General features: G+C 71.7%; 20 protein-coding genes. 11 read left to right on the top strand and 9 right to left on the bottom strand.

The window, feature by feature from the left end; genetic code table 11:
- Nucleotides 1-981 carry a C40 family peptidase gene (locus tag ABZV93_RS16250; protein WP_354936060.1) on the top strand — a complete coding sequence of 327 codons (981 nt, stop codon included), beginning with the start codon at nucleotides 1-3 and terminating at the stop codon, nucleotides 979-981.
- 31 nt (nucleotides 982-1,012) lie between these two features.
- On the opposite strand, the gene ABZV93_RS16245 is transcribed toward ABZV93_RS16250, so the two are convergent.
- Complete coding sequence (locus ABZV93_RS16245) at nucleotides 1,013-2,032, bottom strand: TerC family protein (protein WP_354936057.1); 1,020 nt, start codon at nucleotides 2,030-2,032, stop codon at nucleotides 1,013-1,015.
- 259 nt (nucleotides 2,033-2,291) lie between these two features.
- On the opposite strand from ABZV93_RS16245, the gene sppA reads away from it, so the two are divergent.
- Together sppA and typA are read left to right on the top strand one after the other, a co-directional pair.
- Nucleotides 2,292-4,007 (top strand): signal peptide peptidase SppA, encoded by a 1,716-nt coding sequence (gene sppA, locus ABZV93_RS16240; protein ID WP_354936054.1) that lies wholly within the window; start codon nucleotides 2,292-2,294, stop codon nucleotides 4,005-4,007.
- A gap of 214 nt (nucleotides 4,008-4,221) precedes the next feature.
- Entirely contained in the window at nucleotides 4,222-6,087 is a 1,866-nt protein-coding gene (typA, locus tag ABZV93_RS16235) for a translational GTPase TypA (protein ID WP_354936051.1), read from the top strand.
- A 130-nt stretch (nucleotides 6,088-6,217) separates the two neighbouring features.
- Here the strand turns inward: typA and ABZV93_RS16230 are convergent, their stop codons facing one another.
- On the bottom strand, nucleotides 6,218-6,553 hold the full coding sequence (locus ABZV93_RS16230; protein WP_354936048.1) for a metalloregulator ArsR/SmtB family transcription factor: 336 nt from the start codon (nucleotides 6,551-6,553) through the stop codon (nucleotides 6,218-6,220).
- Nucleotides 6,554-6,602: 49 nt separating this feature from the next.
- Between ABZV93_RS16230 and ABZV93_RS16225 the strand changes: the two genes are divergently transcribed.
- Nucleotides 6,603-7,442, top strand: coding sequence for a hypothetical protein (locus ABZV93_RS16225; protein WP_354936046.1), 840 nt, complete (start codon nucleotides 6,603-6,605; stop codon nucleotides 7,440-7,442).
- Nucleotides 7,443-7,534: 92 nt separating this feature from the next.
- Here ABZV93_RS16225 and ABZV93_RS16220 read toward each other — a convergent pair whose 3' ends face one another.
- The 3 genes from ABZV93_RS16220 to ABZV93_RS16210 form a co-directional block, all read right to left on the bottom strand.
- On the bottom strand, nucleotides 7,535-9,829 hold the full coding sequence (locus tag ABZV93_RS16220) for a DUF222 domain-containing protein (protein WP_354936043.1): 2,295 nt from the start codon (nucleotides 9,827-9,829) through the stop codon (nucleotides 7,535-7,537).
- A gap of 221 nt (nucleotides 9,830-10,050) precedes the next feature.
- Nucleotides 10,051-10,935 carry a universal stress protein gene (locus ABZV93_RS16215; protein WP_354936040.1) on the bottom strand — a complete coding sequence of 295 codons (885 nt, stop codon included), beginning with the start codon at nucleotides 10,933-10,935 and terminating at the stop codon, nucleotides 10,051-10,053.
- 5 nt (nucleotides 10,936-10,940) lie between these two features.
- Nucleotides 10,941-12,068 carry a hypothetical protein gene (locus tag ABZV93_RS16210; RefSeq protein WP_354936037.1) on the bottom strand — a complete coding sequence of 376 codons (1,128 nt, stop codon included), beginning with the start codon at nucleotides 12,066-12,068 and terminating at the stop codon, nucleotides 10,941-10,943.
- Between the two features lie 140 nt (nucleotides 12,069-12,208).
- Between ABZV93_RS16210 and ABZV93_RS16205 the strand changes: the two genes are divergently transcribed.
- From ABZV93_RS16205 to ABZV93_RS16195, 3 genes are read left to right on the top strand one after another with little or no spacing between them, the layout of a single operon-like run.
- Entirely contained in the window at nucleotides 12,209-13,015 is an 807-nt protein-coding gene (locus ABZV93_RS16205) for an HAD family phosphatase (protein WP_354936536.1), read from the top strand.
- A gap of 47 nt (nucleotides 13,016-13,062) precedes the next feature.
- A complete protein-coding gene (locus ABZV93_RS16200) occupies nucleotides 13,063-13,986 on the top strand; it encodes a hypothetical protein (protein ID WP_354936034.1) in 924 nt (307 codons plus the stop codon).
- Nucleotides 13,961-16,537, top strand: a complete 2,577-nt coding sequence (locus ABZV93_RS16195) for a glycosyl hydrolase family 65 protein (RefSeq protein ID WP_354936031.1) — start codon at nucleotides 13,961-13,963, stop codon at nucleotides 16,535-16,537. The genes ABZV93_RS16200 and ABZV93_RS16195 overlap by 26 nt, the downstream gene beginning before the upstream one ends.
- On the opposite strand, the gene ABZV93_RS16190 is transcribed toward ABZV93_RS16195, so the two are convergent.
- A complete protein-coding gene (locus tag ABZV93_RS16190) occupies nucleotides 16,455-17,441 on the bottom strand; it encodes a hypothetical protein (RefSeq protein WP_354936028.1) in 987 nt (328 codons plus the stop codon). The genes ABZV93_RS16195 and ABZV93_RS16190 overlap by 83 nt on opposite strands.
- A gap of 17 nt (nucleotides 17,442-17,458) precedes the next feature.
- Nucleotides 17,459-18,001: a hypothetical protein gene (locus tag ABZV93_RS16185; protein WP_354936026.1), complete on the bottom strand. Its 543-nt coding sequence runs from the start codon at nucleotides 17,999-18,001 to the stop codon at nucleotides 17,459-17,461.
- Between the two features lie 336 nt (nucleotides 18,002-18,337).
- On the opposite strand from ABZV93_RS16185, the gene ABZV93_RS16180 reads away from it, so the two are divergent.
- The 4 genes from ABZV93_RS16180 (at nucleotide 18,338) to ABZV93_RS16165 (ending at nucleotide 21,676) form a co-directional block, all read left to right on the top strand.
- Nucleotides 18,338-19,309, top strand: coding sequence for a universal stress protein (locus ABZV93_RS16180; RefSeq protein ID WP_354936024.1), 972 nt, complete (start codon nucleotides 18,338-18,340; stop codon nucleotides 19,307-19,309).
- Between the two features lie 246 nt (nucleotides 19,310-19,555).
- Nucleotides 19,556-20,053, top strand: coding sequence for a pyridoxamine 5'-phosphate oxidase family protein (locus ABZV93_RS16175; protein ID WP_354936022.1), 498 nt, complete (start codon nucleotides 19,556-19,558; stop codon nucleotides 20,051-20,053).
- Nucleotides 20,054-20,112: 59 nt separating this feature from the next.
- Nucleotides 20,113-20,520, top strand: coding sequence for a YciI family protein (locus tag ABZV93_RS16170; RefSeq protein ID WP_354936019.1), 408 nt, complete (start codon nucleotides 20,113-20,115; stop codon nucleotides 20,518-20,520).
- Between the two features lie 10 nt (nucleotides 20,521-20,530).
- Nucleotides 20,531-21,676 carry a DUF6596 domain-containing protein gene (locus ABZV93_RS16165; RefSeq protein ID WP_354936016.1) on the top strand — a complete coding sequence of 382 codons (1,146 nt, stop codon included), beginning with the start codon at nucleotides 20,531-20,533 and terminating at the stop codon, nucleotides 21,674-21,676.
- Between the two features lie 55 nt (nucleotides 21,677-21,731).
- Here the strand turns inward: ABZV93_RS16165 and ABZV93_RS16160 are convergent, their stop codons facing one another.
- Together ABZV93_RS16160 and ABZV93_RS16155 are read right to left on the bottom strand one after the other, a co-directional pair.
- Nucleotides 21,732-22,892 (bottom strand): hypothetical protein, encoded by a 1,161-nt coding sequence (locus ABZV93_RS16160; protein WP_354936013.1) that lies wholly within the window; start codon nucleotides 22,890-22,892, stop codon nucleotides 21,732-21,734.
- 91 nt (nucleotides 22,893-22,983) lie between these two features.
- Complete coding sequence (locus tag ABZV93_RS16155; protein ID WP_354936010.1) at nucleotides 22,984-23,877, bottom strand: fructose-bisphosphate aldolase; 894 nt, start codon at nucleotides 23,875-23,877, stop codon at nucleotides 22,984-22,986.
- Nucleotides 23,878-23,974 lie beyond the last annotated feature (97 nt).

Raw genomic sequence — 23,974 nt, 5'->3', positions numbered from 1 at the left:
ATGTCCGCTCCGGATCTTTCCGTCTCCGCGACGTCGGCCGTCCGGGTCGCCGCCACCGTGCTGTGGACCAGCCCCGACGCGCACCGCGAGATCGACGCACCGATCGTGGCCGCCGTACCCGACCCGCGCGGCTGGGCCGCCGGTCTGGACGTGCCGGCCCGCCGCGACCTCGCCAACCGCGTGCTCACCCAGTTGCTGGCCGGCGAACCCGTCACCGTCCTGGAGGAACGCGGCGACTGGGTACGGGTGGTCGCGCCCTGGCAGCCCTCCGACCTGGACCCGCGCGGCTACCCCGGCTGGGTGCACCGGGCCCACGTGGCGCAGGCCGCGGCGCCGACGGACCAGGAGGCGGTGGTCACCGTCGAGGCCACCCCCGTGGAGCCGGACCCGGGAACGGGCCGGGACGAGGTGCCTGCCGAACTCACCTACGCCACGATCCTGCCGGTCCTCGTCGAGGCGACCACCGGCGGCGCCGGAGGTGCTGACCAGGCCGGTGACGCCGGACCCGGCTCGCGGGTGCGGGTCGCTCTGCCCGGCGGCGGCTCCGGCTGGGTGGACGCACGAGCCTGCGTGGTCCGGCCGACCGGCGCCGGCAAGCCCGTCCGGACCGAGGCCGTGCTCGCGCAGGCACGGCGGTTCGTAGGTCTGCCCTACCTGTGGGGCGGCATGTCGGCGTTCGGCCTGGACTGTTCGGGGCTGGTGCACATCGCGTTCCGCGCCCTCGGCCGGATCGTCCCGCGCGACGCCCACGACCAGGCCGACGCGGCCGAGCGTGTCCCGGCGAGCGAGGCCAGGCCAGGCGACCTGTACTTCTTCGCCCGGCCGGGAAAGTCGATCCACCACGTGGGGTTCGCCGCCGGGCCCGGCTCGGACGGCGTACTCCTGCACGCACCCGGCACCGGCCAACAGGTCCGGGAGGAGCAGATGGACGCCGACCAGCGGGCGACCCTGCTCGACCTGGCCGGCCGGCTGGCCGACTGAGCCGGGACGAGCGGTCGACCGGAGTCGACCGTCAGTCGGTGGACCGCCCGCTGCGGGCCGGCTCCTCCTGCTGCTCGCGGTGCTCGGCCCTCCGGCTCTTCGCCAGGCTGGCCACGGTGGTCACCAGCAACGTGCCGACGATCACCGACAAGGACACGGCGATGCCGATGTCGGGTACGGACTTCAGCGGCTCACCGCCGTTGAGGAACGGCAGGTTGTTCTCGTGCAGGGCGTGCAGGATGAGCTTGACGCCGATGAAGCTGAGGATGACCGCGAGGCCGATCGGCAGGTAGACCAGCCGGGTGACCAGCCCGCCGATCAGGAAGTACAGCTGGCGCAGCCCCATCAGCGCGAAGACGTTCGCCGCGAAGACGAGGTAGGGCTCGTTGGTCAGGCCGTAGATGGCCGGGATGGAGTCCAGCGCGAACAGCAGGTCGGTGGTGCCGAGCGCGATCATCACCAACAGCATCGGCGTGGCCAGGCGCTTGCCATTCTCCACCAGGGTGAGCTTCACGCCGTTGTACTGGTCGGTCGCCGGGAGGTGGTTCTTCGCCCAGCGGATCAGCGCGTTCTCCTTGTAGTCGGAGTCGTGGTCGTTGCCGCCGCGGACGAACTGGACGGCGGTGTAGATCAGGATGGCGCCGAAGAGGTAGAAGACCCAGGCGAAGGTGTTGATCGCGGCGGCGCCGAGCGCGATGAAGATGCCGCGCATGACCAGCGCCAGGATGATGCCGATCAGCAGCGCGGTCTGTTGGTACTTCCTGGGTACGCCGAACCTGGTGAGGATGACCAGGAAGACGAACAGGTTGTCGATCGACAGGCTGTACTCGGTGATCCACCCGGCGAAGAACTCCCCGGCGTAGCGCCCGCCGGCAAAGTGGAGAACGCCGAACCCGAAGAGGACCGCCAGCCCGACGTACATCCCGATCCAGGTGGTGCATTCGCGCATCGACGGCTCGTGCGGCCTGCGGCCGATCACCAGGACGTCGAGGGCGAGGATGGCCATCAGGACGCCGACGGTGGCGAACCAGACCCAGGGTTGGACGGTCACGCGCTGAACCTCCGAGAGAAGAAACGATTGCTCCCTCGGAGGTCTCTTCCGCCCGGAACCCGGACCGACGGCACCGGGCAGGCCGACGCGGAGGCCGGCTGACCGTGATGACGATGCCGCCGCGAAGGAATACTCCCCTCACGATGCGCTCCCATTGTCACGTACCCGCGGCGTTGTGGCCAACCGGGGGCGAGGAAGCTCCCCCGGGGTCCTCTCGCTTCACCGGCGCCCGCTTCGCACCACACCCTAAAGTGGGGCCATGACCCCCACGGTGCTCGAACTGGACCTGACCGTTCCCCTGCTGGAGTCGCCGCCGCAGGACCCCGTCGGCGCGGTGCTGCACCGGCGCCGCCCGCTGCTGCGGGATCTGGTGGAGGGTCTGCGGCTGGCAGCGTTCGACTCCTCGGTGACCGGTCTGGTCGCCCACGTGGGTGGGCAGGGGCCGACGTTCGCGCAGGTGCAGGAGCTGCGGGCGGCGGTGCGGGTGTTCGCCGACGCGGGCAAGCCGACGGTCGCCTGGTCGGAGACCTACGGTGAGTTCGGTCCGGGGACGCTGCCCTACTACCTCGCGTCGGCGTTCGACCAGGTGTGGCTGCAGCCGTCCGGCGACGTCGGCCTGACCGGCATCATGGCCGAGGCCGTCTTTGTCAAGGACGCCTTGACAAAGCTCGGGGTGGTGCCGGAGATGTCGCGCAGGCACGAGTACAAGAACGCCGCGGACACCTTCCTGGCAACGCAGATGAGCGACGCGCATCGGGAGGCCGCCGGCCGGTTGGCGGCCTCGGCGATGGAACAGGTCGTCGAGGGAATCAGCACCCGCCGCAAGCTCACCTCCGCGCAGGTGCGTGACCTGGTCGACCGTTCGCCGCTGTCGGCGAAGGACGCGCTCGCCTCCGGGCTGGTCGACCGGCTGGGGTATCGCGACGAGGTGTACTCCGAGCTGCGCGGGCGGCTCGGCGAGGTCACCTTCCGCTATGTCCAGCGTTACCGCCAGGCCCGCCAGCTGGAGCCCCGCCATGCGCTGGCCCGGCTGCAGCGCTCCCCCGGAGTCGCCGTCGTGCACGGCACCGGACCCATCCACCTGGGCCGGTCCAGCCGCCGGGGCCTCAGCTCCACCTCGATCGGCTCCGACACCATGGCCGGCGCGCTGCGGGCCGCCGCCGCCGACGCGAAGGTCCGTGCGGTGGTCCTGCGGGTGGACAGCCCGGGCGGCTCCTACGTCGCCTCCGACGCTGTACGCCGGGAGGTCGTCCGCGTCCGCGAGGCGGGCAAGCCGCTGGTGGTGTCGATGGGCACGGTCGCGGCCTCGGGTGGGTACTTCGTGTCGATGGCCGCCGACAGCATCGTCGCCCAGCCGGGCACCCTCACCGGCTCGATCGGGGTGTTCGGGGGCAAGGCGGTCGTTCGCGACATGCTGGACCGGGTGGGCATCGCCCGGGACGGAGTGGCCGAGGGCCGCAACGCCGCGATGTTCTCGGCGTACCACCGCTTCACCGCCGAGGAGTGGCGCCGGCTGGAGGAGTGGCTGGACCAGGTGTACGACGACTTCACCGCCAAGGTGGCCGCCGACCGGGGCCTGTCCCGCGACCACGTGGAGAAGGCCGCCCGCGGCCGGGTCTGGACCGGCGCCGACGCCCGCGAGCGGGGCCTGGTCGACGAGCTCGGCGGCTTCGAACGCGCGGTGGAGATCGCCTGCGCCCGGGTCGGCATCGGGCGGGAGGAGGCCAACCTGCGCTACCCCGCCCGGGTCGGGATGGTCGAACGCCTGCGCGGACCGGAGTCCAGTGAGCGCGCCGCGACGGCCGGCGCAGGTCTCGGGACGGGTCTCACCGCCGGCCTCGGGGCTGGTCTGGGCGCCGGACTGGGGCTGCCGGCGACGTCCGGCCCGGCCCGGATGCTCGCCGAGCTGACGGCCGCGCTCGGCCTGGGCCACGCCGGGGTCCTCACCGCCCCCGTGCTGTGGGAGTTGCGCTGAGTCGCCCTGCGTTGCGGTGAGTTGCCCAGGTCTGCTTGCCAGGTTTGCCCCCTGCGTCGTGCTCCCTGACTCGCCCGGAGGTGTGGTGAGAAGAACCGAGCCAACGGGCACGAGGAGCGCCGTGGGTGCCGAACCCGGCCGATGATCGTTCGGTCGCGGCGTACGGGGTGACCCATGCGCGGCCCGGCCCCGTGCGTCAGGGAAGATGGCGGGTATGGCAACCCGCTCCGACCTCCGTAATGTCGCGATCATCGCCCACGTCGACCACGGAAAAACCACCCTCGTCGACTCGATGCTCTGGCAGTCCGGAGTGTTCCGGGACAACCAGGACGTGGCCGAACGAGTCATGGACTCGATGGACCTCGAACGCGAGAAGGGCATCACGATTCTCGCGAAGAACACCGCGGTCCGCTGGCAGACCCCCGACGGCCCGGTGACGCTCAACATCGTCGACACCCCGGGCCACGCCGACTTCGGCGGCGAGGTCGAGCGCGCCCTGGAGATGGTCGACGGTGTGCTGCTGCTGGTCGACGCGTCGGAGGGCCCGCTCCCCCAGACCCGGTTCGTCCTGCGCAAGGCGCTGCGCAAGGGGCTCCCGGTGGTGCTGGTCATCAACAAGGTGGACCGGCCCGACAGCCGGATCGCCGAGGTGGTCGACCAGACGTACGAACTCTTCCTGGACCTGCTGGACGACCCTTCCACCGACGCCACCGCGCTGGACTTCCCGATCGTGTACGCCTCGGCGCGTGCGGGCCGGGCCACGCTGGAGCAGCCGGCCGACGGGACGATCCCCGACAACCAGGACCTGCGGCCGCTGTTCGAGACGATCCTGTCCACGGTGCCGCCGCCCTCCTACACCGAGGGCGCCCCGCTGCAGGCGCACGTCACCAACCTCGACGCCTCGCCCTACCTCGGCCGGCTGGCGTTGTGCCGGGTCCACCAGGGTGAGCTCGTCCGCGGCGCGACCGTCGCCTGGTGCCGTGCCGACGGGTCGGTCGAACGCGTCCGGATCACCGACATGATGATGACCGAGGCGCTGGACCGCGTTCCCGCCGACAAGGCCGGGCCCGGCGACATCGTGGCGATCGCCGGCATCGCCGACATCACCATCGGTGAGACGCTGGCCGACCCCGAGGACCCCAAGCCGCTTCCGGTGATCCGGGTCGACGAACCCTCCATCTCGGTCACCATCGGCATCAACACCTCACCGCTGTCGGGCCAGAGCGGGGACAAGGTCACCGCGCGGCTGGTGAAGAACCGCCTCGACGCGGAGACCATCGGCAACGTCTCCATCCGGGTGCAGAACACCGAGCGGCCCGACACCTGGGAGGTGCAGGGCCGCGGCGAGCTCCAGCTCGCCGTGCTCGTGGAGCTGATGCGCCGCGAGGGATTCGAGCTCACCGTCGGCAAGCCGCAGGTCGTCACCCAGGAGATCGACGGCAAGCGGATGGAGCCGGTGGAGCGGGTCACCATCGACGTGCCGGACGAGTACGTCGGCGTGGTCACCCAGCTGCTCGGCCTGCGCAAGGGCCGGCTGGAGCAGATGGTCAACCACGGCACCGGCTGGGTACGCCTGGACTACCTCGTACCCGCCCGTGGCCTGATCGGGTTCCGCACCGAGTTCCTCACCGAGACCCGCGGCACCGGCCTGATCCACCACGTGTTCGAGAAGTACGAGCCGTGGGCCGGCGACCTGCGGACGCGTCCGCGCGGTTCACTGGTGGCCGACCGGCGGGGCTCGGTCACCGCGTACGCCTGCTTCAACATGCAGGAGCGCGGCACGCTGTTCGTCAAGCCGGGCACCGAGGTCTATGAGGGCATGCTGGTCGGGGAGAACTCCCGCCCCGAGGACATGGACGTCAACGCCACCCGGGAGAAGAAGCTGACCAACGTCCGCTCCTCCACTGCCGACGAGCTCGAGCGGCTGGTACCGGCACGAGAGATGGCGTTGGAGCAGGCGCTGGAGTTCTGCCGCGAGGACGAGTGCGTGGAGGTCACCCCGGCGGCGATCCGGCTGCGCAAGATGACGTTGGCGCAGACCGACCGGGAGAAGCAGCGCGCCCGCGCCCGCCGCGGCTGAGCGCGGGACCGAGGCGGCCCTGTCGAATCACTGACGTCGAACTAACTGCATCAAACCAACTGCGTCGAACCGGCCCGGCTGACCTGCCCGGGCCGGTTCGACGCGTTTCGGGGTCACTCGCCGGGGTCACTCAGCGGGGCTGCAGCAGTCGCATCCGGGACCGCAGCCGCACGCACCCTCGGGTGCGTCGGCTTGTCCTTCGGTGAGCCAGCGCGTGGCCGATGCTCGGCTCCGCCAGTTCGTAGCGGGTCCGGCGCCCGTCGCGCACCGCGGTAACCAGATCGCAGCCGCGCAGGCAGTCCAGGTGGTTGGACATGTTCGTCCGTGAGACGTCGAGCAGCTCCGACAGCTCTGCCGGGTAGCCCGGGCCCTCGCGCAGAGCCAACACGATCCGCGACCTGGTCGGATCCGACAACGCGTGCCCGAACCTGGACAGCACCTCGGCGTGGGTGGCGACCTTGAGCATGCGGCCGCACAGTTTCGCCGGCCGCGGGGCTGGGCAGGTCGATCCCGGGATGCGAGACCATCGGATGCTGCTCACCGTGCTGGTACTGCCGTGCCTGCTCGCCGTGCTTGCCACCGCGGCCATGGCGGCGACCATCTATCACCCGCGACCGGCCACCACCCCGGCCCTCACCGCCGACTCGTGCACCGAACCGACCGGGGTGGTTGCCGCTGACGTTGCCGACGTGGTCCGCGGTGGCCGGGTCGACGGGTGGTCCTGCCCGGCGCCCGAGGCCGTGGTGAACGCCAACGAGGCGTTGACACTTCGCCACGGTCCGGCAATGGCCGCGCTGCTGACGAAGTACGGCGACCGGTACTGCCTGCCGGTCGGTTGCTGGGCCCGGCTCTCCCAGCAGCTGGCAGAGGGTGACTTCACCATCCGGTACGGCATCGACGACCACGGCCGCCGGGTCACCCTCGGCACGGTGACGTTGTTCGTCGAGGACCACCTCCAGGGGGAGCGTACCGTCAGCAGGCGACAGGTCCTGATGGCCAGAGGACGTGAGATCCGCGACCCCGGGATCGAGGGCGAACGGTTGTACCTCTCCGGCCGATGCCCGCAGGGGTGCGCAGCCGGGCACGGGCGGACCTACGACTACCGCGTGCCGGTCGACCGCGCGCGGGACGGACGGTTCGTCTGGCCCGGCGCCGCCTACGCAGGCGAGGCGGACGTTGCGTACGGCACTGTCGTCCACGAGTTCACCTGGCGCGACGCGGGCGGGCGGCCGGGGCGGTGGTTCTTCTGGGTGAAGGGCGTCACCGTCCTCCGCGAGGACGACGGAGAGTTCCTGTACGCGAGCCCGGACCGGCTGCCGAGTTCCCCGTACCAAACGGCCTGGCACCCCAACTGACGGCTCCAGCCTCCAGCACTACCTCGCCCGCCGGCGTCCAGTCAGATCCCGCCAGCGTGCAGCTAGAGGCAGCCGGACACGGGTGCCCGCCTTCACGGTCGGAGCACCTCCTGCTGCGGGTCCACCCATTCCGGTGGGATGTACTCGGGGTGGCCGTGGGCGCCCAGCCGCACTTGCCAGCCTCGGTGGTGGACGAAGGTGTGATGGCTCTTGCACAGGAGGACTCCGTTCGCCAGATCGGTTGGGCCGAAGTCGTCCCAGGGGTTCATGTGGTGGGCGACGCAGCGGCGTTCGGGGACCTGGCAGCCTGGGAAGTGACAGTGAGACCCGTCCCGGACCGCCAACGCCCGGCGCTGCGCTTCGGTGAAGAACCTGTCGGCCATTCCGACGTCGAGGACCTCGCCGTTGCCGCCGAGCACCACCGGGATGATGTTCGCGTCGCAGGCCATCCGCCGGACAGTGGCAACCGAGATCGGTTCGCCGCGTAGCCCGAGGATCCTGGCTGATCCGCCGCCTCCGCATTTGCTGCAGCCGTCGTGCGGGTCCATGCGGCCAGCGGGGTCGGTGAGGTCCTCGGGGTCGCTGGGTTCGTGGCCAGCCTCCGGCCCCGCCGCACCCTCCTGCAGTTCGGCGTCGGCGCCATCTTCTACCCCGAGGTCCCAGTCCTCGGGTCCGGTATCTGTTTCCGGATCGGATCCGAGTCCCGTTCCAGCTTCCCTTTCGGCGCCGGGGTCGGTTCCGGTCTCGGGGTGGATTCCGGTGGCGGTGTTCGGTTGTGGGGTTCGCCCGTGTTCTCGCGGCCGGGGTATCCGGTCCGCGGCGCTGCCCGGCCCGGGTGGGCTGGGTGCGTCGAGTGGGTCGGGTGCACCGAATGGGTCGGGTGACAGTTTCGCCTTGCCCGGTTGACCGTTCCGGCCAGTTCCCGTCCTCTCGCCACCGGGCCTGCACCCGTCATCGGTGTCCGCCGTCCCGGTCGGTTCGCGCGGGTCTGTCGTCGTCTCCCCCAAATCGGCGCCCGCGTGTGGGACGCCGGTGTCGGCCGGCCGGACTGGCTCGTCATGGCCCTTCGCCAGGTTCGGGTCGTCGACCTCTTCGTCAACATCGGGTTGCGATGTGCCGTCCTCAGTGGGTTCACGGTTCGCACCGGGCGCCGGCGCGGGCTCAGGGTCGTTGCTGGGCTCAGGGTCGTTGCTGGACTCGGCGTTGTCACTCGGCTCGGCATTGCTGGTGGGCTCGGCGTCCCCGGAGCCGCCTGCGTCGCCGGCCTGCTTGCTGGGCATGGTGCTGGCAGGCTTGGCATCTGCGGTGCCGCTGCGGCTCCTGCCCGGCCCGGCCTGTCCCGACCCAGAATCCTCGGTGGGCTTGGCGTTCTTGCCCTCGGCGGCCCGGCGCTTGGCGGCTTGGCGTTTGGCGGCTTGGCGTTTGGCATCGGGGGTCTGGCAGCCACACGGCATGGGCCGGACGGGGTTGAGGTCGTCGATGGTGCCGAACCCGACACCGTTCATCAGGTTGTGCAGATCGATCAGGACGGTGACGCAGTCCCGCCCCCGGCCACGGTTGGGCGAGGCCTGGTGCTGCGCCCACATGGCGACCAACTCCGCGAACGCGTCCCCACGCTTTTGGTCCAGGGGACGGTCGTCGGGTTCGGGGCGGGTGTCACGGGCAACCAGCGCCTCGACCAGCTTGCGGAGGACTTCCATCTCCAGCACCGGCAGCTTGATCACCACCGTCTCCGAACCGGGGATCCCGTTCGGCGCGTACTTCAGGGAACGGGAGCATTCTGCGGCACGTTCGTCGTCCTCGAGTTCTTTACCGAGGCGGCGTTCCCACTCCTCCGGCGCCAACACCCGCAGCAGGTGCCGTCCCAGCAGGCGCACGTCGTCGGGGTTACGCCGCCGCGACTCCTCGATCAGATACTCCTCGGCCTCCACGCGCTGTTCCAGGCTGACCCACTTCGGCAGATCCTTGATCGCCCCCGCGATCACCTGCGCGTGCCTGAACGACAGCTCCCCACGCGCCAGAACACGGGCGGTGAGAGTGATGGTGCGGTCCAGATCCCGTGCCAGGGCGACGGTGGCGTAGGAATCCTTCTTCCCCATCCGCTGGGAGTGGCGCAGCCACGTCGCGGTCGTAACCGCACCCGTGGTCTTGCCGACGTCGCAGGCCTCGGCCCTGGACACCATCGCCAGCTTCAAGGCGGCCATCATCGCCTCGCCGACCTGGTGCAGGTCGAACAACCGGCCCAGCTTCTCGGGCCGAAGTGACAGCATCGGCGCCGCCAGCGCGTCACCGACGACAGAACGGACCTGAACCAGCGCAGCCTCCAGACGCTGCTCGGCGTCGATGCCGCCGTCCCAGCCCGAAGGATTCTGCACTGTCGAATGCATGTTCGAACTCTACAGGCTGCCACCGACAGCTAACCCGTTGTCCACAACGCGACCCCGAAAACACGCCGATCCGCTACCTGTGGACAAAAACCTGGCAACGATCCGCCCGTCTCATGCCCGGTCGACTCGCACCGGCACCGGCAAACGTTCCGCCGCGCGAATCATTCGATCCCAGGACAGGTCGAGGTCGGGATGCGGCAGGGGCTCGGGATGGTGATGCGTCAGGCCGCGGCGGGTCTGCTGGCCCGGCACTCCCGGGTGAGGACGACGACCGGGCACTGAGCCTGGTGCAGCAGCGCCTGGCTCACCGAACCCAGCAGCATTCCGGCGAAGCCGCCACGTCCGCGAGCGCCCACCACGATCAGACTGGCCGAGGCGGACAGTTCGATCAGGTGGCCGGCGGCGTGGCCCATCAGCACGCGTTCCTCGATCGGCAGGTCGGGGTACTTGTGCCGCCATCCGGCCAGCGATTCCTCCAGCAGCCGCAGCCCGGCGGCGGTGTCGGCGGCGCCGGACCGTGCGCCCCGGCCCTGCCGCACCACGTGCACGGCGAGCAGTCGTGCGTGCCGGCGGGCCGCCTCCTCCACCGCTGCCTCGACGGCGACGGCACCGAGCGGGGACCCGTCCACCCCGACGACGACGAGGTTGTCGGTGCGTTCGGGCGACAGAGTGCCGCGAACGACCACGACGGGGGCCTGCGAACGCGCCGACAGCTCGATGGTGAGCGAACCCGCCAGGGCATCGGCCACCGAGCCGCGGCCGGCCGTACCGACGACGACGTACGTCGCGTCACTGCTCAGATCCACCAGCAGGGGTGAGGGAAAGTCGGTCTCCACCGTGGTCGCGATCTCGATGTCTGGTGCGGCGTCCCGGGCTGTTCGTACGGCCTCCTCCATCAGTGAGTCCGCGTGGGCGCGCAGTCCGCCCTCGGGCCCGAGTTGCCACATGGCGGCAGGGATGTGCAGCAGTGGCCAGGCGAACGCGTGCACCACCCGCAAGGGCACCTTGCGCAGCCCGGCAGCATTGGCCGCCCAGGCCACCGCGTCAAGCGAACCTTGCGTGCCGTCGACGCCGACCATGACCGGTCGCGGTATTTCGGTGGACATGCGGTTCACTCCTCCGGGTCCTGCGGGGCTCGCGGCTCGGGCACGCTCTGCCCGGACATCTGCCCGGACATCTGCCCGGACGTCTGACCGGACGTCTGGGACGTCTGACCGGAAGCGCGGTCGGCCGGCTGCGCGGCCGGCTCCGGTGGTGCCGGGTCGGGGTCTCGTTCGGACAGGACGAACTCCGCGACCGGCCGGCGCGGGGTCGGAGGCACCTCGGGCCCGTACCCGAACCTCAGCACGATCTGCGGCTCGGTCCATCCCGACCGCGGGTCGCGGACCAGCCAGCGCAGTTCGGCGTGCTCGATCGGCTGGTTCAGCAGGGACGCCGCGACGCCGTGAGTGGTGGCGGTCAGCAGCACCCGCTGCAGGGCCTGCCCGGCGGTGACCCAGTCCTGCGGGGTGTCCCTGGTGGTGGACAGGACGGCCAGGGACGGTGAGTCCTCGAACTTCCCCTTCGGGCGGAGCCGGTCACCGGGGTCGACCGCAAGGTCGCGGACCGGGGAGCTTCCCTCCGCGCGCGGTCCGAGCGCGCTGGACGGCACACCGCTGCTGGTGCGCTGTCCGCCGACCCACACCTGGCGTTCGACCAGCCGGCGGGGGTCGTCGGCCTCGGCGATGTCGGCGTCGGTGGCGAGCTCCATCAGCCAGCGCTGCCGGTCGCGGTCGTCGATCCACTCCAGCCGTACGCCCTCACCGGCGGCCGCCTGGCTGATGTCGGTGCGTACCTCGTTTGGAACCGCCCGCTCGGTGAACGGCTGCCGGTTGGTGCGCCGCCGGGGCAGGAACGGGAACAACGCGGCCAACTGGCCGGCGTCCTCGCTCGGGTTACCCACGCTCACCAGGGCGACGAGGGTCCGCCGCTCCGGGTCGGGAAACAGCAACGTCGTGGTGTGCGCCCCGATCGCGGCGGCGGCCACCCGCAGGTTGACCAGCGCGGTGCCGGCGCCGATCAGCGTCATCCGTCCTTCCGGGTCCTCCGCGGCGAGCTCGCGGGCGGGGTCGCGGTGGACCTCCACCGACCGGCCACGGAAGCGGAAGCACCACGGCTGGGCGTTGTGCATGGACGGAGCGAGCACCGCTGCTCCGACGAGCGTGTCCCGCTCGGTCTGGTCGAGCTCTCCGACGAGCAACGCACACCTCCAGAGTTGGCCGGCCCGTCTTCAGGGTCGTTTCGCACGACACTTCGCGGCAGCGGGCGAAGGTCCCGGCGCCCCGTGACCGAAGCCTCTCGCCCGCTCCGCCGGTCGGCCGCCACGCTGAGCGGGTGCGGATGAACTCGCCCACCCTCCACCTGGACCGGCTCGACGCCGCGCTGTTCGGGCTGGACGACGTGGTGGTCGACTCCGCGCTCCTGCATGCCGCCGCCTGGCAGCGCACCTTCGACTCGTTCCTGCGCCGCCGCGGCCGCCGGGCCGGACTGCACAGCACCGAGGGCACCGGCGACGGGACGCGGATCCCGTCGTTCGAACTGCCCGGTGACTACCTCCGCTACGCCGCCGGCCGGACCACCGCCGAGGGAGTACGCGGGTTTCTGACCGCCCGCGGCATCGCGCTCGCCGACCACTCCCCCGCGCCCGGTGAGGAGACCGTCCGCACGCTGGCCGACCACAAGGACGCCTGCTTCGGCGAGGAGGTCCGGCGGGTCGGCGTCAACGCCTACCACGCGTCGGTCGACCTGCTGCGTGACCTCGCCGCCCGTGGCGTCCGGCTCGCGGCCGTGGCCGGCGACCGTAGCTGCGAGCAGCTGCTGTCCGCGGCGGGGATCGCCGGCCTGTTCGACGTCTGCGTGGACGGCGGAGACACCACGCTGCTCGGCCTTCCGGCGCTGCCCGACCCGGGCCTGCTGCTCGAGGCGACCCGCCGGCTCGGTGTCTCCCCGAGGCGTACGGCGGTGCTGAGCGGCAGCCTGGTCGGGGTGGAGGCCGGCTGGCACGGATGCTTCGAGCCGGTCGTCGCCGTCGACAGGTACGCCCGCGCCGACGATTTCTACCGCCGCGGTGCGCACGTCGTCGTCCGCGACCTGGCCGAACTCGTACTCTCCGGGCGATGCCGGCAGGAGCTGCTCGCCCATCGGTAAAGCCCCCTTTCGCCCGCCCGACGCAGCGGACCAGGAGGTACGCGCCGATGACAACCCAGCCGACGGTCCTGCGTCTCGACCGGATCGGTGCCGTGGTGTTCGAGGTCGACGTGGTGGTCCCTGACACCGCCAGGGCGCACGCCGCGGCCTGGAAGCGCTGCCTGGACGCGTTCCTGCGCCGCCACGGCCGGATGGTGGGGGTCGCGTTCGCGCCGTTCGACGTACGTGAGGACTATCTGCGGCACTTCGCCGGCCGGCCCCGGATCGCCGGCCTGCGCGCCCTTCTCGCCGACCGGGGCATCGACCTGCCCGACAACGGCGCGGAGAACAGCGTGTCGTCGCTGGCCGACTGCGAGACCCGCAGCTTCCTGGCCGAGATCGCGCGGTACGGCGTACCTCCGCATCCGGTCGCGGTCAAGCTGCTGTACGAGCTGCGCGCCCGCGGCGCGCGGACGGCCGCGGTGTGCATCGGCGGCCACTGCGAGGAGATCGTGGCGGCGGCGCAGGTACGCCGGTTGTTCGACGTGGTCCTGGACGGAGCGCGAGCGGGCGCGGAGCGGGGATCCACCGGCCCGGCATCCGGCGGCGGGTGGGTCGTACCGGCGAAGGACTTCCGCGGCGGCACAGAGGTGTTCGCCGCGGCGGCCCGGCGGCTGGCGATCCCACCGGCCCAGGCCGGCCTGCTGGTGGCCTCCGCCGACGGTGAGCGAGCCGGGCGGCGGGCAGGATTCGGGACCGTGGTCACGGTCACCGCTCCCGACGGCTTCACCGCCAACGCCGGCGTCGGCGTCGCGGCCGGCGCCGCGAACCCCAACGGTTCCGGGGACACAGGTTCCGGGGACACAGGTTCCGGGGACACAGGTTCCGGCGAGACGGGTTCGGGCGACACCGGCTCCGCGATCCCCGCTGCGGATCTCGCGCAGGTGCGGGTCTTCGGGAGACGACGTGAGCCATTCGGTCTTGACCTATGACCGGTACGAGCCGGCGAGAGAGGGTCTGCGCGAGGCGCTGTGCACCCTCGGCAACGGATACTTCGCCACCCGCGGCGCCGCGCCGGAGTCCCACGCCGACGGCGTGCACTACCCCGGCACCTACCTGGCAGGTTGTTACGACCGGCTGGAGTCGCGGGTCGCCGGCGGGGTGGTGGAGAACGAGGACCTGGTCAACGCGCCGAACTGGTTGCCGCTGACCTTCCGCCCCGTTGACGGCTCGTGGCTCGACCTGGACCGGGTGCAGATCCTGGACTTCCGGCAGGAGCTGGACCTGGGCCGCGGCGTACTGACCAGGCGGGTGCGCTTCCGCGACGAAGGCGGCCGGACCACCCTGCTCGCCCAGCGGCGCTGGGTCTCCATGGACGACCCGCACCTCGCGGTGCTGGAGACCGAGATCGAGCCCGAGAACTGGTCCGGCCGGCTGCAGGTGCGGACCGCGCTGGACGGCAGCGTCGCCAACCGGGGCGTACGCCGCTACGCCGACCTGGCCGGTGACCACCTGCGGCCGGTCACCGCCGGGTACGACGGGCAGGACCTGCTGTGGCTGCAGGTGGAGACCGCGCAGTCGCGGGTGCGGATCGCAGAGGCGGCCCGGGTGCGGGTGCACGGTGCGGCGGGACCGGTGGAGCGCCGGCTGGTGGAACGGCCCCGCCGGGTCGACCTCGACCTGACCTTCGCGGTGGAACGCGGCAAGGCGGTGACCGTGGAGAAGACGGTGGCGGTCCACACCTCCAGGGACCGGGCGATCACCGAGAGCCTGACCGCCGCCTGCGACGCCGCGAGCCGCGCCGGCCGTCCCGAACACCTGCTGGCCCGCCACGAGCTCGCCTGGGCGCGGCTGTGGCGTGGCTGCCGGACCGTCGTGGACGGCGGACCGCAGCAGACGCTGGACCTGTACGTGTTCCACATCCTGCAGACGCTGTCGGAGCACACCGTCGAACTCGACGTCGGCGTACCCGCCCGCGGGCTGCACGGCGAGGCCTATCGCGGGCACGTCTTCTGGGACGAGCTGTTCGTCTTCCCGTTCCTGCTGCTGCGGCTGCCCGAGGTGGCCCGGGCGCTGCTGATGTACCGCTGGCGGCGCCTTCCCCAGGCTCGGCTGGCGGCGCGGGCGGCGGGCCACCGCGGCGCCATGTATCCGTGGCAGAGCGGGAGCGACGGCCGGGACGAGACCCAGCGGCTGCACCTCAACCCGCTGTCGGGACGCTGGATGCAGGACAACACCCACCTGCAGCACCACGTCGGGCTGGCGGTGGCGTACAACGTCTGGAAGTACTACGAGGCCACCGGCGACGTCTCCTTCCTCGCCACCCACGGTGCGGAGATGCTGGTCGAGATCGCGCGTTTCTGGAGTGGCCTGGCGACCTACGAGGCGACCGGCGGACGCTATGAGATCCGGGGCGTGATGGGCCCGGACGAGTACCACGACGCCTATCCCGGTGCCGCCCGCCCGGGCATCGACAACAACTCCTACACCAACGTCATGACCGCCTGGGTTGTGCGGCGGGCGCTGGACGCGCTGGCCCTGATCCCGGCGTACCGGCGTACCGAGCTGACCGCACGGCTCGGGCTGCGCCACGCCGAGCTGGAGCGGTTCGACGAGGTGAGCCGGCGGCTGCGGGTGGTGTTCCACCACGGGGTCATCGGGCAGTTCGAGGGGTACGACCGACTTGCCGAGCTGGACTGGGACGGATATCGCGCGAAGTACGGCGACATCCGCCGGCTGGACCGCATCCTGGAGGCCGAAGGCGACTCGGTACGGAGGTACCAGGTCTCCAAGCAGGCGGACGTTCTGATGCTGTTCTTCCTTCTCGGCAAGGACGAGTTGACACAGGTCCTGAACCAGCTCGGCTACGACCTGGACCCGGCGACGATCCTGCGTACGATCGAGTACCACCTGGACCGCACGTCCCACGGCTCCACCCTCAGCGCCGTGGTGCACGCGTGGGTCCTCGCCCGCACCGACCGTCACAGCTCCTGGGCGTTCTTCCTGCAGGCGCTGGGATCCGACGTGCGGGGCGGTGAGCAGGACACGACCGCGGAGGGCGTCCACCTGGGGGCGATGGCCGGGTGCGTCGACCTGCTGCAGCGTTGCTACACAGGGATCGAGACCCGCGACGACGTGCTCCGGCTCAACCCGCGGCTGCCGCGCGAGATCACCGACCTGGAGCTCCAGCTGCGCTACCGCGGCCACTGGGGCGTCACCGTCCACTGCACGCGGGACGAGGTGCGCATCGGGCTGCGGCGCTCCGCGGCGGCGCCGATCACCGTGACGGTGAAGGACGAGCAGACGACGCTGCGTCCCGGACAGTCCTGGCGGGTGCGCCGACCTGGCCGGCTCCACCGGGCGGGACGGGTCGGCGGCACCGGTGCGCGCACCGGCCCCGGCACCGGCACCGGCCCCGGCGCCGGCACAGGCACAGGCACAGGCACAGGTGGCGCCGGCGCTAGCGGCGCAGCAGTTCCGCCACCGGCCGCCGCGGCGTCGGAAGCGGCAGCCCGGAGACCGGACGGCCGAACCGCAGGATGAGCTGGGCGAACCCGGGCAGGTCCAGGTCGTCGCGTACGCGGGTGCGCAGGTCGGGCAGCTCCAGCGGCTGGTTGAGGTAGGACGCGGCCAGACCCTCCACGCTGGCCCACAACAGCATCCGCATCAGCGCCTGCCCGCACCGCAGCCACTCCACGGGACGGTCCCCGTCGGTGAACAGGACCGCGATCACCGGGTCCCGCTCCGGCCGGCCCGGTGAGGAGGACAGCCGCCGCCGGCCGCCGGCGTAGTCCCGCATCGGGAAGTCCGCCTCGTGCCCGGCCTTGGCGGACACGCCGAGCACCGCCTCGGGCAGCCCGGTGCCGTACAGCGGCGCCTCCCCGCCCACCCAGCGGGCGAGTTCGTGCTGGAACTTCGGGTCGGCCTGCTCCCGGCGTTCGGCGGCGGTGACCAGCCTGGACAGCACCCCGCGTTCGGCGTGTTCGGTGATCCAGCGCAGCTGGGCGCCCTCGAGCTCGGCCTCCCCCGCCAGCACGCTCCTGGTCCGCGCCGGCACGTCCGGGTCCAGCCGGGACCTGATCGTGCGCCGCAGCGGCACGTGCTGGAGCAGCCTGGTCTCGGCCATCGACGGTAGATGGTCCGGGCCGAGGGAGACCACCGCAGCCAGGTCGCCGCGCTCGTCACCGGGCATCAGCGACACGGTGGGTTCGGAGCCGAGCGCGCTCACTCCCAGCCGGACCGCGAAGATGGCCGCACCGACGCCGATCAGCATCTGCCGGTCGTCTGGGTCGACCACGGCCACCGCACGGGTGCGGTCGACGTACACCTCCACGCTTCGGGCGGTGACCCGGAACGCCCACGGCTGGGCGTTGTGCAGGGAGGGCGCGAGCCGCGCGGTGCTCACCAGTTCCTCGGCGTGCTTGCGCAGGTCCAAAGTGACGAACATCCCGAACTCCTCGTGGATCAGTGGTACTTCCGGCCCCAGCGCGGCGCGACCCGTTCCCACTCCTGGCCCCAGGCAGCGAGCCGGCGACGGTCCAGCGACCAGCGGGCGAGCAGCGAACAGACGACGATGCCGAGTTCGAGACCCATCAGGGCGGTGATCGCGGTGGCCACGCCCTTGTCGGACAGCTGTGACGGCGTGAGCGGCGGACGGGTCACCTGGCCGGCGGCGTCCACCCAAATCCGCACCGTCGAGCCCGCGCCGGTGCCGGCCCGCACGGGTACGTCCCCTTCGGACCAGGCGCCGTTCGGTCCCTGCCAGCGCGCCCGGGCGTAGGTGGTCACCGGGTTCGGTGCGTCCTGACCGGGATCCACCGAGCCCGGTGCGGACTCCAGCAGCTTGGCCGTACCCCAGTGGCCGGCCGCCTGCTGGGCCGCCGACCTGGCCGCACCGTCGGCGTACGCACCCCGGCCCATGCCGATCGCGACCGGTATCGCCACCAGCGCCGCCACCAGCGTCACCGCGATCAGCAGGCCCTCCACCCGGTCTGAAGCACGGCACATCGGGTTACGGCTCCAGCCCAGCCGCCGAAGGGCCAGGACCGTCCACCGCCTCAGCCGGCCTCGCGCCATGCGGACCTCCCCGGGCGCGTCCTGCGCGCGATGCGCGTCCTGTCCGCTGCCTCCACAATGTGACTCGTGCGGGTACCGGCCCGGTGGTGTTCGCCCGGCGGCTCCACACCTCTCCACCGTTCAGGGTCATCAGCGAGACGGCGCACCACCCAGGGCACTTGGTCCGCGATCCCGCGCCGACCGTCCCGGGCCGCGAAGTCTGCGCCACCTCGCCCGGATTCTGCTGCCAGGGTTGGGCGGAACCAAGGTCGTAAGGGAGACGTGCAGATGCCGCGACCGGGCGACAACCCGGCCATCGTGGTCGGGGTCGACGGATCGGACAACGGGCTGCGCGCGCTGGACTGGGCGCTGGAGGAGGCGGCCGCGCACCGCTGTCCAGTGCGTCTGGTGTACGCGTACGTGCCCTTCGCGCACCGGCGCGCCGAGCGGGTTCACGGCGCCTCCCCGAGGATGATCGCGATGTACGAGGAGGGCCGGGAGGTGTTCGCGGCGGCGCGGGCACACCTGGCCGGGCACCTGCACGCGGACCTGGTGGTCGGCACCGCGTTGTACGAGGGGGCGCCGGCAAGGGTCCTGGCCGAGATGGTCTCCCGGGCACGGATGTGCGTGGTCGGCCGGCGGGGGCGCAGCGGGTTGGCCTCCCTGCTGCCCGGGTCGACCTCGATGAGCCTGGCCGTGCACGCCCGGGTCCCCGTGGTCGTCGTACCGGCGCGGCGTGAGCCGGCGGCCGGCACCGCGGGCGGAGGGGCCGAAGTGGGAGAGGCGAACGGGCGCGGCGGACCGGGTGGACCCCGGGTGGTGGTGGGCGTCGACCTGCCGTCGACCGGTGAGACGGCGGTCGAGTTCGCGTTCGAGGAGGCGACGGCACGCGGTCTGCCGCTGCTTGCGGTGGCCGCCTGGGACCTCACCGACCCCTACGTCTACAGCCCCGCCGCCCTGACCGAGGCGGTGGCGGAGAGCCAGGCTCGGGTGACCCGGTCCCTCGCCCAGACCCTCGCGCCGTGGCGGGAGAAGTACGCCGAGGTGCCGCTGGCAACGCTGGTCGAGCGGTCCCACCCGGTGGCGGCTCTGGTCGGCCTCAGCCGCCCGGCCGACCTGCTGGTGCTGGGCGGGCGCGTGCACCCGCCGTCGGAGCTGGTCACCGGGTCGACGGCCCGCGCGGTGTTGCGGCGGGTGGCCTGCCCGGTGGCCGTCGTACACGACCCTGAGCTCTCGAAGGTGTCGCGTACGACCGCCTGAGTCGCGGCGGCCGGCCCTGCGCACGGTGTCGGCGCACAGAGGTGACACCGGCACGGTGAACTGTCCTCCGGCGCTTCGGGTGGTACGAAACCCGCGCAGGGACACCGGGATCGGGTCCTGAAGAGATTTCCGGAAACTCGTACGCCGTCGGTGTCGAGAACGTCGTGCCGGCTCCGTCCCAGGAGCACCAGCGGCCGACGAGACCGCGACGAAGCCCGACGTTGGACCCGGCGAGGAGAACCGATCATGCAGCCGACCAAGATCTCCGAGATCCTGAACCACCCGACCAGCCGGCAGCTGCTGGCCCGCGACCTGGCCCGCCTGGCCTACGTCGCCGAGGACGGCACTCCCCGCAACGTCCCGATCGCGTTCACCTGGAACGGCACGCAGATCGTCATGTGCACGGCGAAGAACGCCCCGAAGCTGCCGTCCCTGCGCCACAACCCCGCGGTGGCGCTGACGATCGACACCGAGGTGCACCCGCCGAAGATCCTGCTGATCCGCGGCCGGGCCGAGATGGACGTCGTCGACGGCATCCCGGAGGAGTACCTCCAGATGAACGGCAGCTACCAGATGACGGCCGAGCAGCGGGTGGAGTGGGAGGCGGAGGTGCGGTCGCTGTACGACGGCATGGTCCGGATCGTGGTGACCCCGACGTGGGCGAAGCTGATCGACTTCGAGACGACCCTGCCGAGCGCGGTGGAGGAGCTGGTCCGGCAGCGCGAGGAACGCCGGCACGCCTGAGGGCAGCGCCGACGACAGGTCCGGAAGAATCCAGGAAGAACCAGGAACGGAGACAGACGATGAAGTACCTGCTGCTGAAGCACTACCGGGGCGGCCCGGCCCCCGCGGTCGACCACGGGCCGATGGACCAGTGGACGCCTGAGGAGGTCGACGCGCACGTGCAGTACATGCGCGACTTCGGCGATCGCCTGCAGGAGAAGGGCGAACTCGTCGACGTGCAGGCCCTGACGCCCGAGGGCACGTTCGTACGCTACGACGGCGAGGGGCGGCCACCGGTGACCGACGGCCCGTTCGCCGAGACCAAGGACCTGATCGCCGGCTGGTACATCATCGACGTGGAGTCCTGGGACCGCGCGGTCGAGGTGGCCGCGGATCTGTCCGCCGCACCCGGGCCCGGCGGCAAGCCGATCCACGAGTGGCTGGAGGTCCGGCCGTTCCTCACCGGCATGCCCGCGGCCACCGAGTAGACAGGTCGTCGTGAACGAATCGCTGCTGCGAGAGCTCGTTCCCGCGGTGATCGGTGTCCTCGTCCGGCGCGGAGCCGACTTCGCCTCGGCCGAGGACGCCGTCCAGGAAGCCCTGATCCGGGCGCTGGAGACCTGGCCGGACGACCCGCCGCGGGACCCGAAGGCGTGGCTGGTCACGGCGGCGTGGCGCAGGTTCCTCGACGCCACCCGGGCCGCGGCGTCCCGGCAGGACCGCGAGCTCGCCGTGGAGGTCGAGCCGCCCGCCGGGCCGGCCCCGGCCACCGACGACACGCTGCGGCTGTACTTCCTGTGCGCGCATCCCACCCTTCCGCCGGCCGCGGCGGTCGCGTTGACGCTGCGCGCGGTCGGCGGCCTGACGACCCGGCAGATCGCCGCCGCCTACCTCGTCCCCGAGGCGACCATGGCGCAGCGGATCAGCCGCGCCAAGAGGCGGATCGCCGGGCTGCCGCTGGACCAGCCCGGCGACCTCGGCACGGTGTTGCGGGTGCTCTACCTCGTCTTCAACGAGGGGTACGGCGGAGACGTCGACCTGGCCGCCGAGGCGATCCGTCTCACCCGCCAGCTGGCCGCCCTGACCGGAGAACCCGAGGTCGCCGGGCTGCTCGCGCTGATGCTGCTGCACCACGCGCGGCGGGCGGCCCGGAGGGGCGCGGGGGGACGCCTCGTGCAGCTGGCCGAGCAGGACCGGTCGCGGTGGGACACCGGCCTGATCGCCGAAGGAGTGACGGTCCTGCAGACCGCGCTGGCCCGTGACCGGCTGGGCGAGTACCAGGCGCAGGCAGCGATCGCCGCCCTGCACGCCGACGCACCGACGGCCGCCGAGACCGACTGGGTGCAGATCGTGGAGTGGTACGACGAGCTGCTCCGCCTCACCAACAGTCCGGTGGTGCGGCTCAACCGCGCGGTGGCGGTCGGTGAGGCCGACGGACCGCGAGCGGGGATGGCGGCACTGGCCGGGGTGAGCCCGGACCTGCCGCGCTACACCGCGGTGACCGCGTACCTCCACGAGGGCGCCGGTGACCTCGAGCGGGCCGCGAAGCTGTACGCCGAGGCGTCCCGGGCCGCCGGCAGCGTGCCGGAACGCGACCATCTGACCCGGCAGGCCGCACGGGTCCGCCGGCTGCTGCGTCCGTGACGGCCGCTGGGGCAGGCAGCGCAGGCCACGCGCCAGGACCGTCCTCGGCGATGTTCTAGCGGTCGGGGCGCACCAGCCGGCCGCGCAACATCGCGCTGACCGGTTCCTCGTTCCCGCCGGCCGGGCCGGGGTCGCCGACCTCGTCCGCGAACTCCACCTCCCCGCCCTGCTGCACGACCCGGGCGAGCAGTTCGTCCACGAGGTCGTACACCGGGCGCAGCCGCCCACCGCAGTGCGGGCAGCTCGACGTCGCCTTCGGTGTCAGCTCGCCGCAAGTCTCGCAGTCGAAGCCCGCGACGACGGCGTCCCCGCGTACGACCAGCATGGCGGCCTGCCCGCGGTTGACCGCCTGCCCGCAGGCCTCGATCCCGCTCACCGCCTGCCCGCTCGCCTCCCGGTCGGCGATCTCGGCCAGCACCCGGCGTTCGTGCTCGCGCCGGCGCCGGTCGCGGGCCCGGGCGCTGAGGTCGCGGACGTCGCCCGCGGTCATCGTGTGCGGGTCGACGACGAACGTACCCACCAGACGGCGCCGCACGGCATCGGGCAGCTGACCGACGAACTCCACGATCCCGACCTCGTGGCCGCCGACGACCAGGTCTCGGCCGTTGGCCGCCAGTAGCTTCTCCACCGTCGCCGCGGTCGTCCGGTAGTGGCGCCGGGCGAGTTCGGCCGCCCGGTGGCGGGTGTTGTACTCCTCATAGCCGGCCCAGCCGGCGTGGGAGGGGTCGCGTACGCCGTCCCCGACCAGCTTGTTCACCGACTCGATGCTCTCCCCGTCCACCCGGAAGATCCACGCCTCGCGGCGTTCCACTACCACCACGTAGTAGGGCCGGGCATGGTGGAGCGCCGACAGCAGCGGACGCACGTACGGACGGCGGTCGGCCACCACCCGCGTGTGCACCGGCCACGACACCGGCACGGCCTCCTGCAGGCCGAGCGACGGCGCTGCCACCAGGGCGACGCCGTGGCCGAGCCAGTCCCGCACGTGCGTGGTGAGCGCCTCACGCACCCGCGTACGGGCCTCGGCGAGCTCCAGCCGCACGGCGTGCGGGGCGTCCCGCGCGGAGTCGGCCTGCTCGGCGAGCAGGTTGTCCACCCGGAGGAACATCTCCCGCACCGCGACCGCCTGGGCCGGTACGTCGGCGTAGAGCGAGAGCACCGCCCCGTCCGGATCGCGGTAGCCGAGGAGCCGTTCCACCTGCCTGGCATCGATCATGCTCGCTCCCGGGGAGCCTCGAGGGGTCTGAAGGTCTGAAGATTTGTGAGTCGGTCGGAGTCGGTCGCAGTCGTCACATTCGGCCGAGGTGTCAGGCCGCCGGATACTTCGCGAGGATCACCTTGAGCTGATCCACCAGGGCCAGCGACTCCTCACACGGCCGCTGCCAGACGTTGCGGCCGAAGATCAGGCCGAGCGCGCCCGCATCCATGGCCATCCGGGCCTTGTCCAGCATCTCCGCGTCGTCGGCCTTCTCCCCTCCCGAGACCAGCACGTAGGTGCGGGCGGCCGAACGCACCACGGCCTCGATGGCCTGCGACGGAGACACGTCGGTGTCGTACTCCGCGCGCGCACCTTTCCGGTGCTCCGGATGAGGAAAGTTCACCTTGACGATGTCGGCGCCCAGCTCGGTCGCGGTGCGGGCGGCGTAGTCGACGGCGTAGAAGGAGTCCTTGCCGCCCTTGGCGTCGACCGCCGAACCGCGCGGGTAGGCCCACACGATCAGCGGGAGACCGTAGTGGTGGGCGTCCTCTCGGACTTTCCGGAACTGCGCGAAGTCCTCTTCCTGCGCGGGTGATCCGACGTACAGGGTGTATCCCACCGCGTCCGCGCCCAGGCGTGCGGCGTCGGCCACGTCGGCATTCAGCGGCGACAGCGGATGGTCGGCCGCCGGGATCTCCGTGCGCCCGTTCAGCTTCAGGACGAGCGGAACCTCACCGGCGTAGTCCCAGTAGAACTTCTCCGCCACACCGATCTGCACGGCGATGCCGTTGAAGCCGCCGCGCAGGGCGAGCTTGACGATGTAGGCCGGGTCGCCGGCGTCGGGGTTGGCGAAGAAGTCCCGCGGACCATGCTCGAGCCCCTGGTCGTAGGGGAGGAACATCGCGGTGCCGTTGCCGACGCCGTGCTGGAAGAGTATGCGGTGCAGGCGGGCCTTCTTGCCGGTGTTCAGGCCGAGTTGACGAAGCTGTGGGCGGCTGGCCATCGTGGTGATCCTCCCGGGTGTGTGGATCACAGGTCCCGATTAGGACCTGGTTCTCTCCAGGTTTCTCAGCCGATGCCCCTGTTGGGACAGGGGCGAA

Source organism: Actinopolymorpha sp. NPDC004070 (assembly GCF_040610475.1).
Lineage (GTDB): Bacteria > Actinomycetota > Actinomycetes > Propionibacteriales > Actinopolymorphaceae > Actinopolymorpha.
This window is presented reverse-complemented; position numbering and strand designations above follow the sequence as displayed.

Excerpts from the sequence above, each read along its gene's own strand:
- ABZV93_RS16250 (WP_354936060.1), top strand. The coding sequence starts at position 1 with ATGTCCGCTCCGGATCTTTCCGTCTCCGCGACGTCGGCCGTCCGGGTC.
- sppA (WP_354936054.1), top strand. The coding sequence starts at position 2,292 with ATGACCCCCACGGTGCTCGAACTGGACCTGACCGTTCCCCTGCTGGAG.
- typA (WP_354936051.1), top strand. The coding sequence starts at position 4,222 with ATGGCAACCCGCTCCGACCTCCGTAATGTCGCGATCATCGCCCACGTC.
- ABZV93_RS16230 (WP_354936048.1), bottom strand. The coding sequence starts at position 6,553 with ATGCTCAAGGTCGCCACCCACGCCGAGGTGCTGTCCAGGTTCGGGCAC.
- ABZV93_RS16225 (WP_354936046.1), top strand. The coding sequence starts at position 6,603 with ATGCGAGACCATCGGATGCTGCTCACCGTGCTGGTACTGCCGTGCCTG.
- ABZV93_RS16220 (WP_354936043.1), bottom strand. The coding sequence starts at position 9,829 with ATGCATTCGACAGTGCAGAATCCTTCGGGCTGGGACGGCGGCATCGAC.
- ABZV93_RS16215 (WP_354936040.1), bottom strand. The coding sequence starts at position 10,935 with ATGTCCACCGAAATACCGCGACCGGTCATGGTCGGCGTCGACGGCACG.
- ABZV93_RS16205 (WP_354936536.1), top strand. The coding sequence starts at position 12,209 with ATGAACTCGCCCACCCTCCACCTGGACCGGCTCGACGCCGCGCTGTTC.
- ABZV93_RS16200 (WP_354936034.1), top strand. The coding sequence starts at position 13,063 with ATGACAACCCAGCCGACGGTCCTGCGTCTCGACCGGATCGGTGCCGTG.
- ABZV93_RS16190 (WP_354936028.1), bottom strand. The coding sequence starts at position 17,441 with ATGTTCGTCACTTTGGACCTGCGCAAGCACGCCGAGGAACTGGTGAGC.
- ABZV93_RS16185 (WP_354936026.1), bottom strand. The coding sequence starts at position 18,001 with ATGTGCCGTGCTTCAGACCGGGTGGAGGGCCTGCTGATCGCGGTGACG.
- ABZV93_RS16180 (WP_354936024.1), top strand. The coding sequence starts at position 18,338 with ATGCCGCGACCGGGCGACAACCCGGCCATCGTGGTCGGGGTCGACGGA.
- ABZV93_RS16175 (WP_354936022.1), top strand. The coding sequence starts at position 19,556 with ATGCAGCCGACCAAGATCTCCGAGATCCTGAACCACCCGACCAGCCGG.
- ABZV93_RS16170 (WP_354936019.1), top strand. The coding sequence starts at position 20,113 with ATGAAGTACCTGCTGCTGAAGCACTACCGGGGCGGCCCGGCCCCCGCG.
- ABZV93_RS16160 (WP_354936013.1), bottom strand. The coding sequence starts at position 22,892 with ATGATCGATGCCAGGCAGGTGGAACGGCTCCTCGGCTACCGCGATCCG.
- ABZV93_RS16155 (WP_354936010.1), bottom strand. The coding sequence starts at position 23,877 with ATGGCCAGCCGCCCACAGCTTCGTCAACTCGGCCTGAACACCGGCAAG.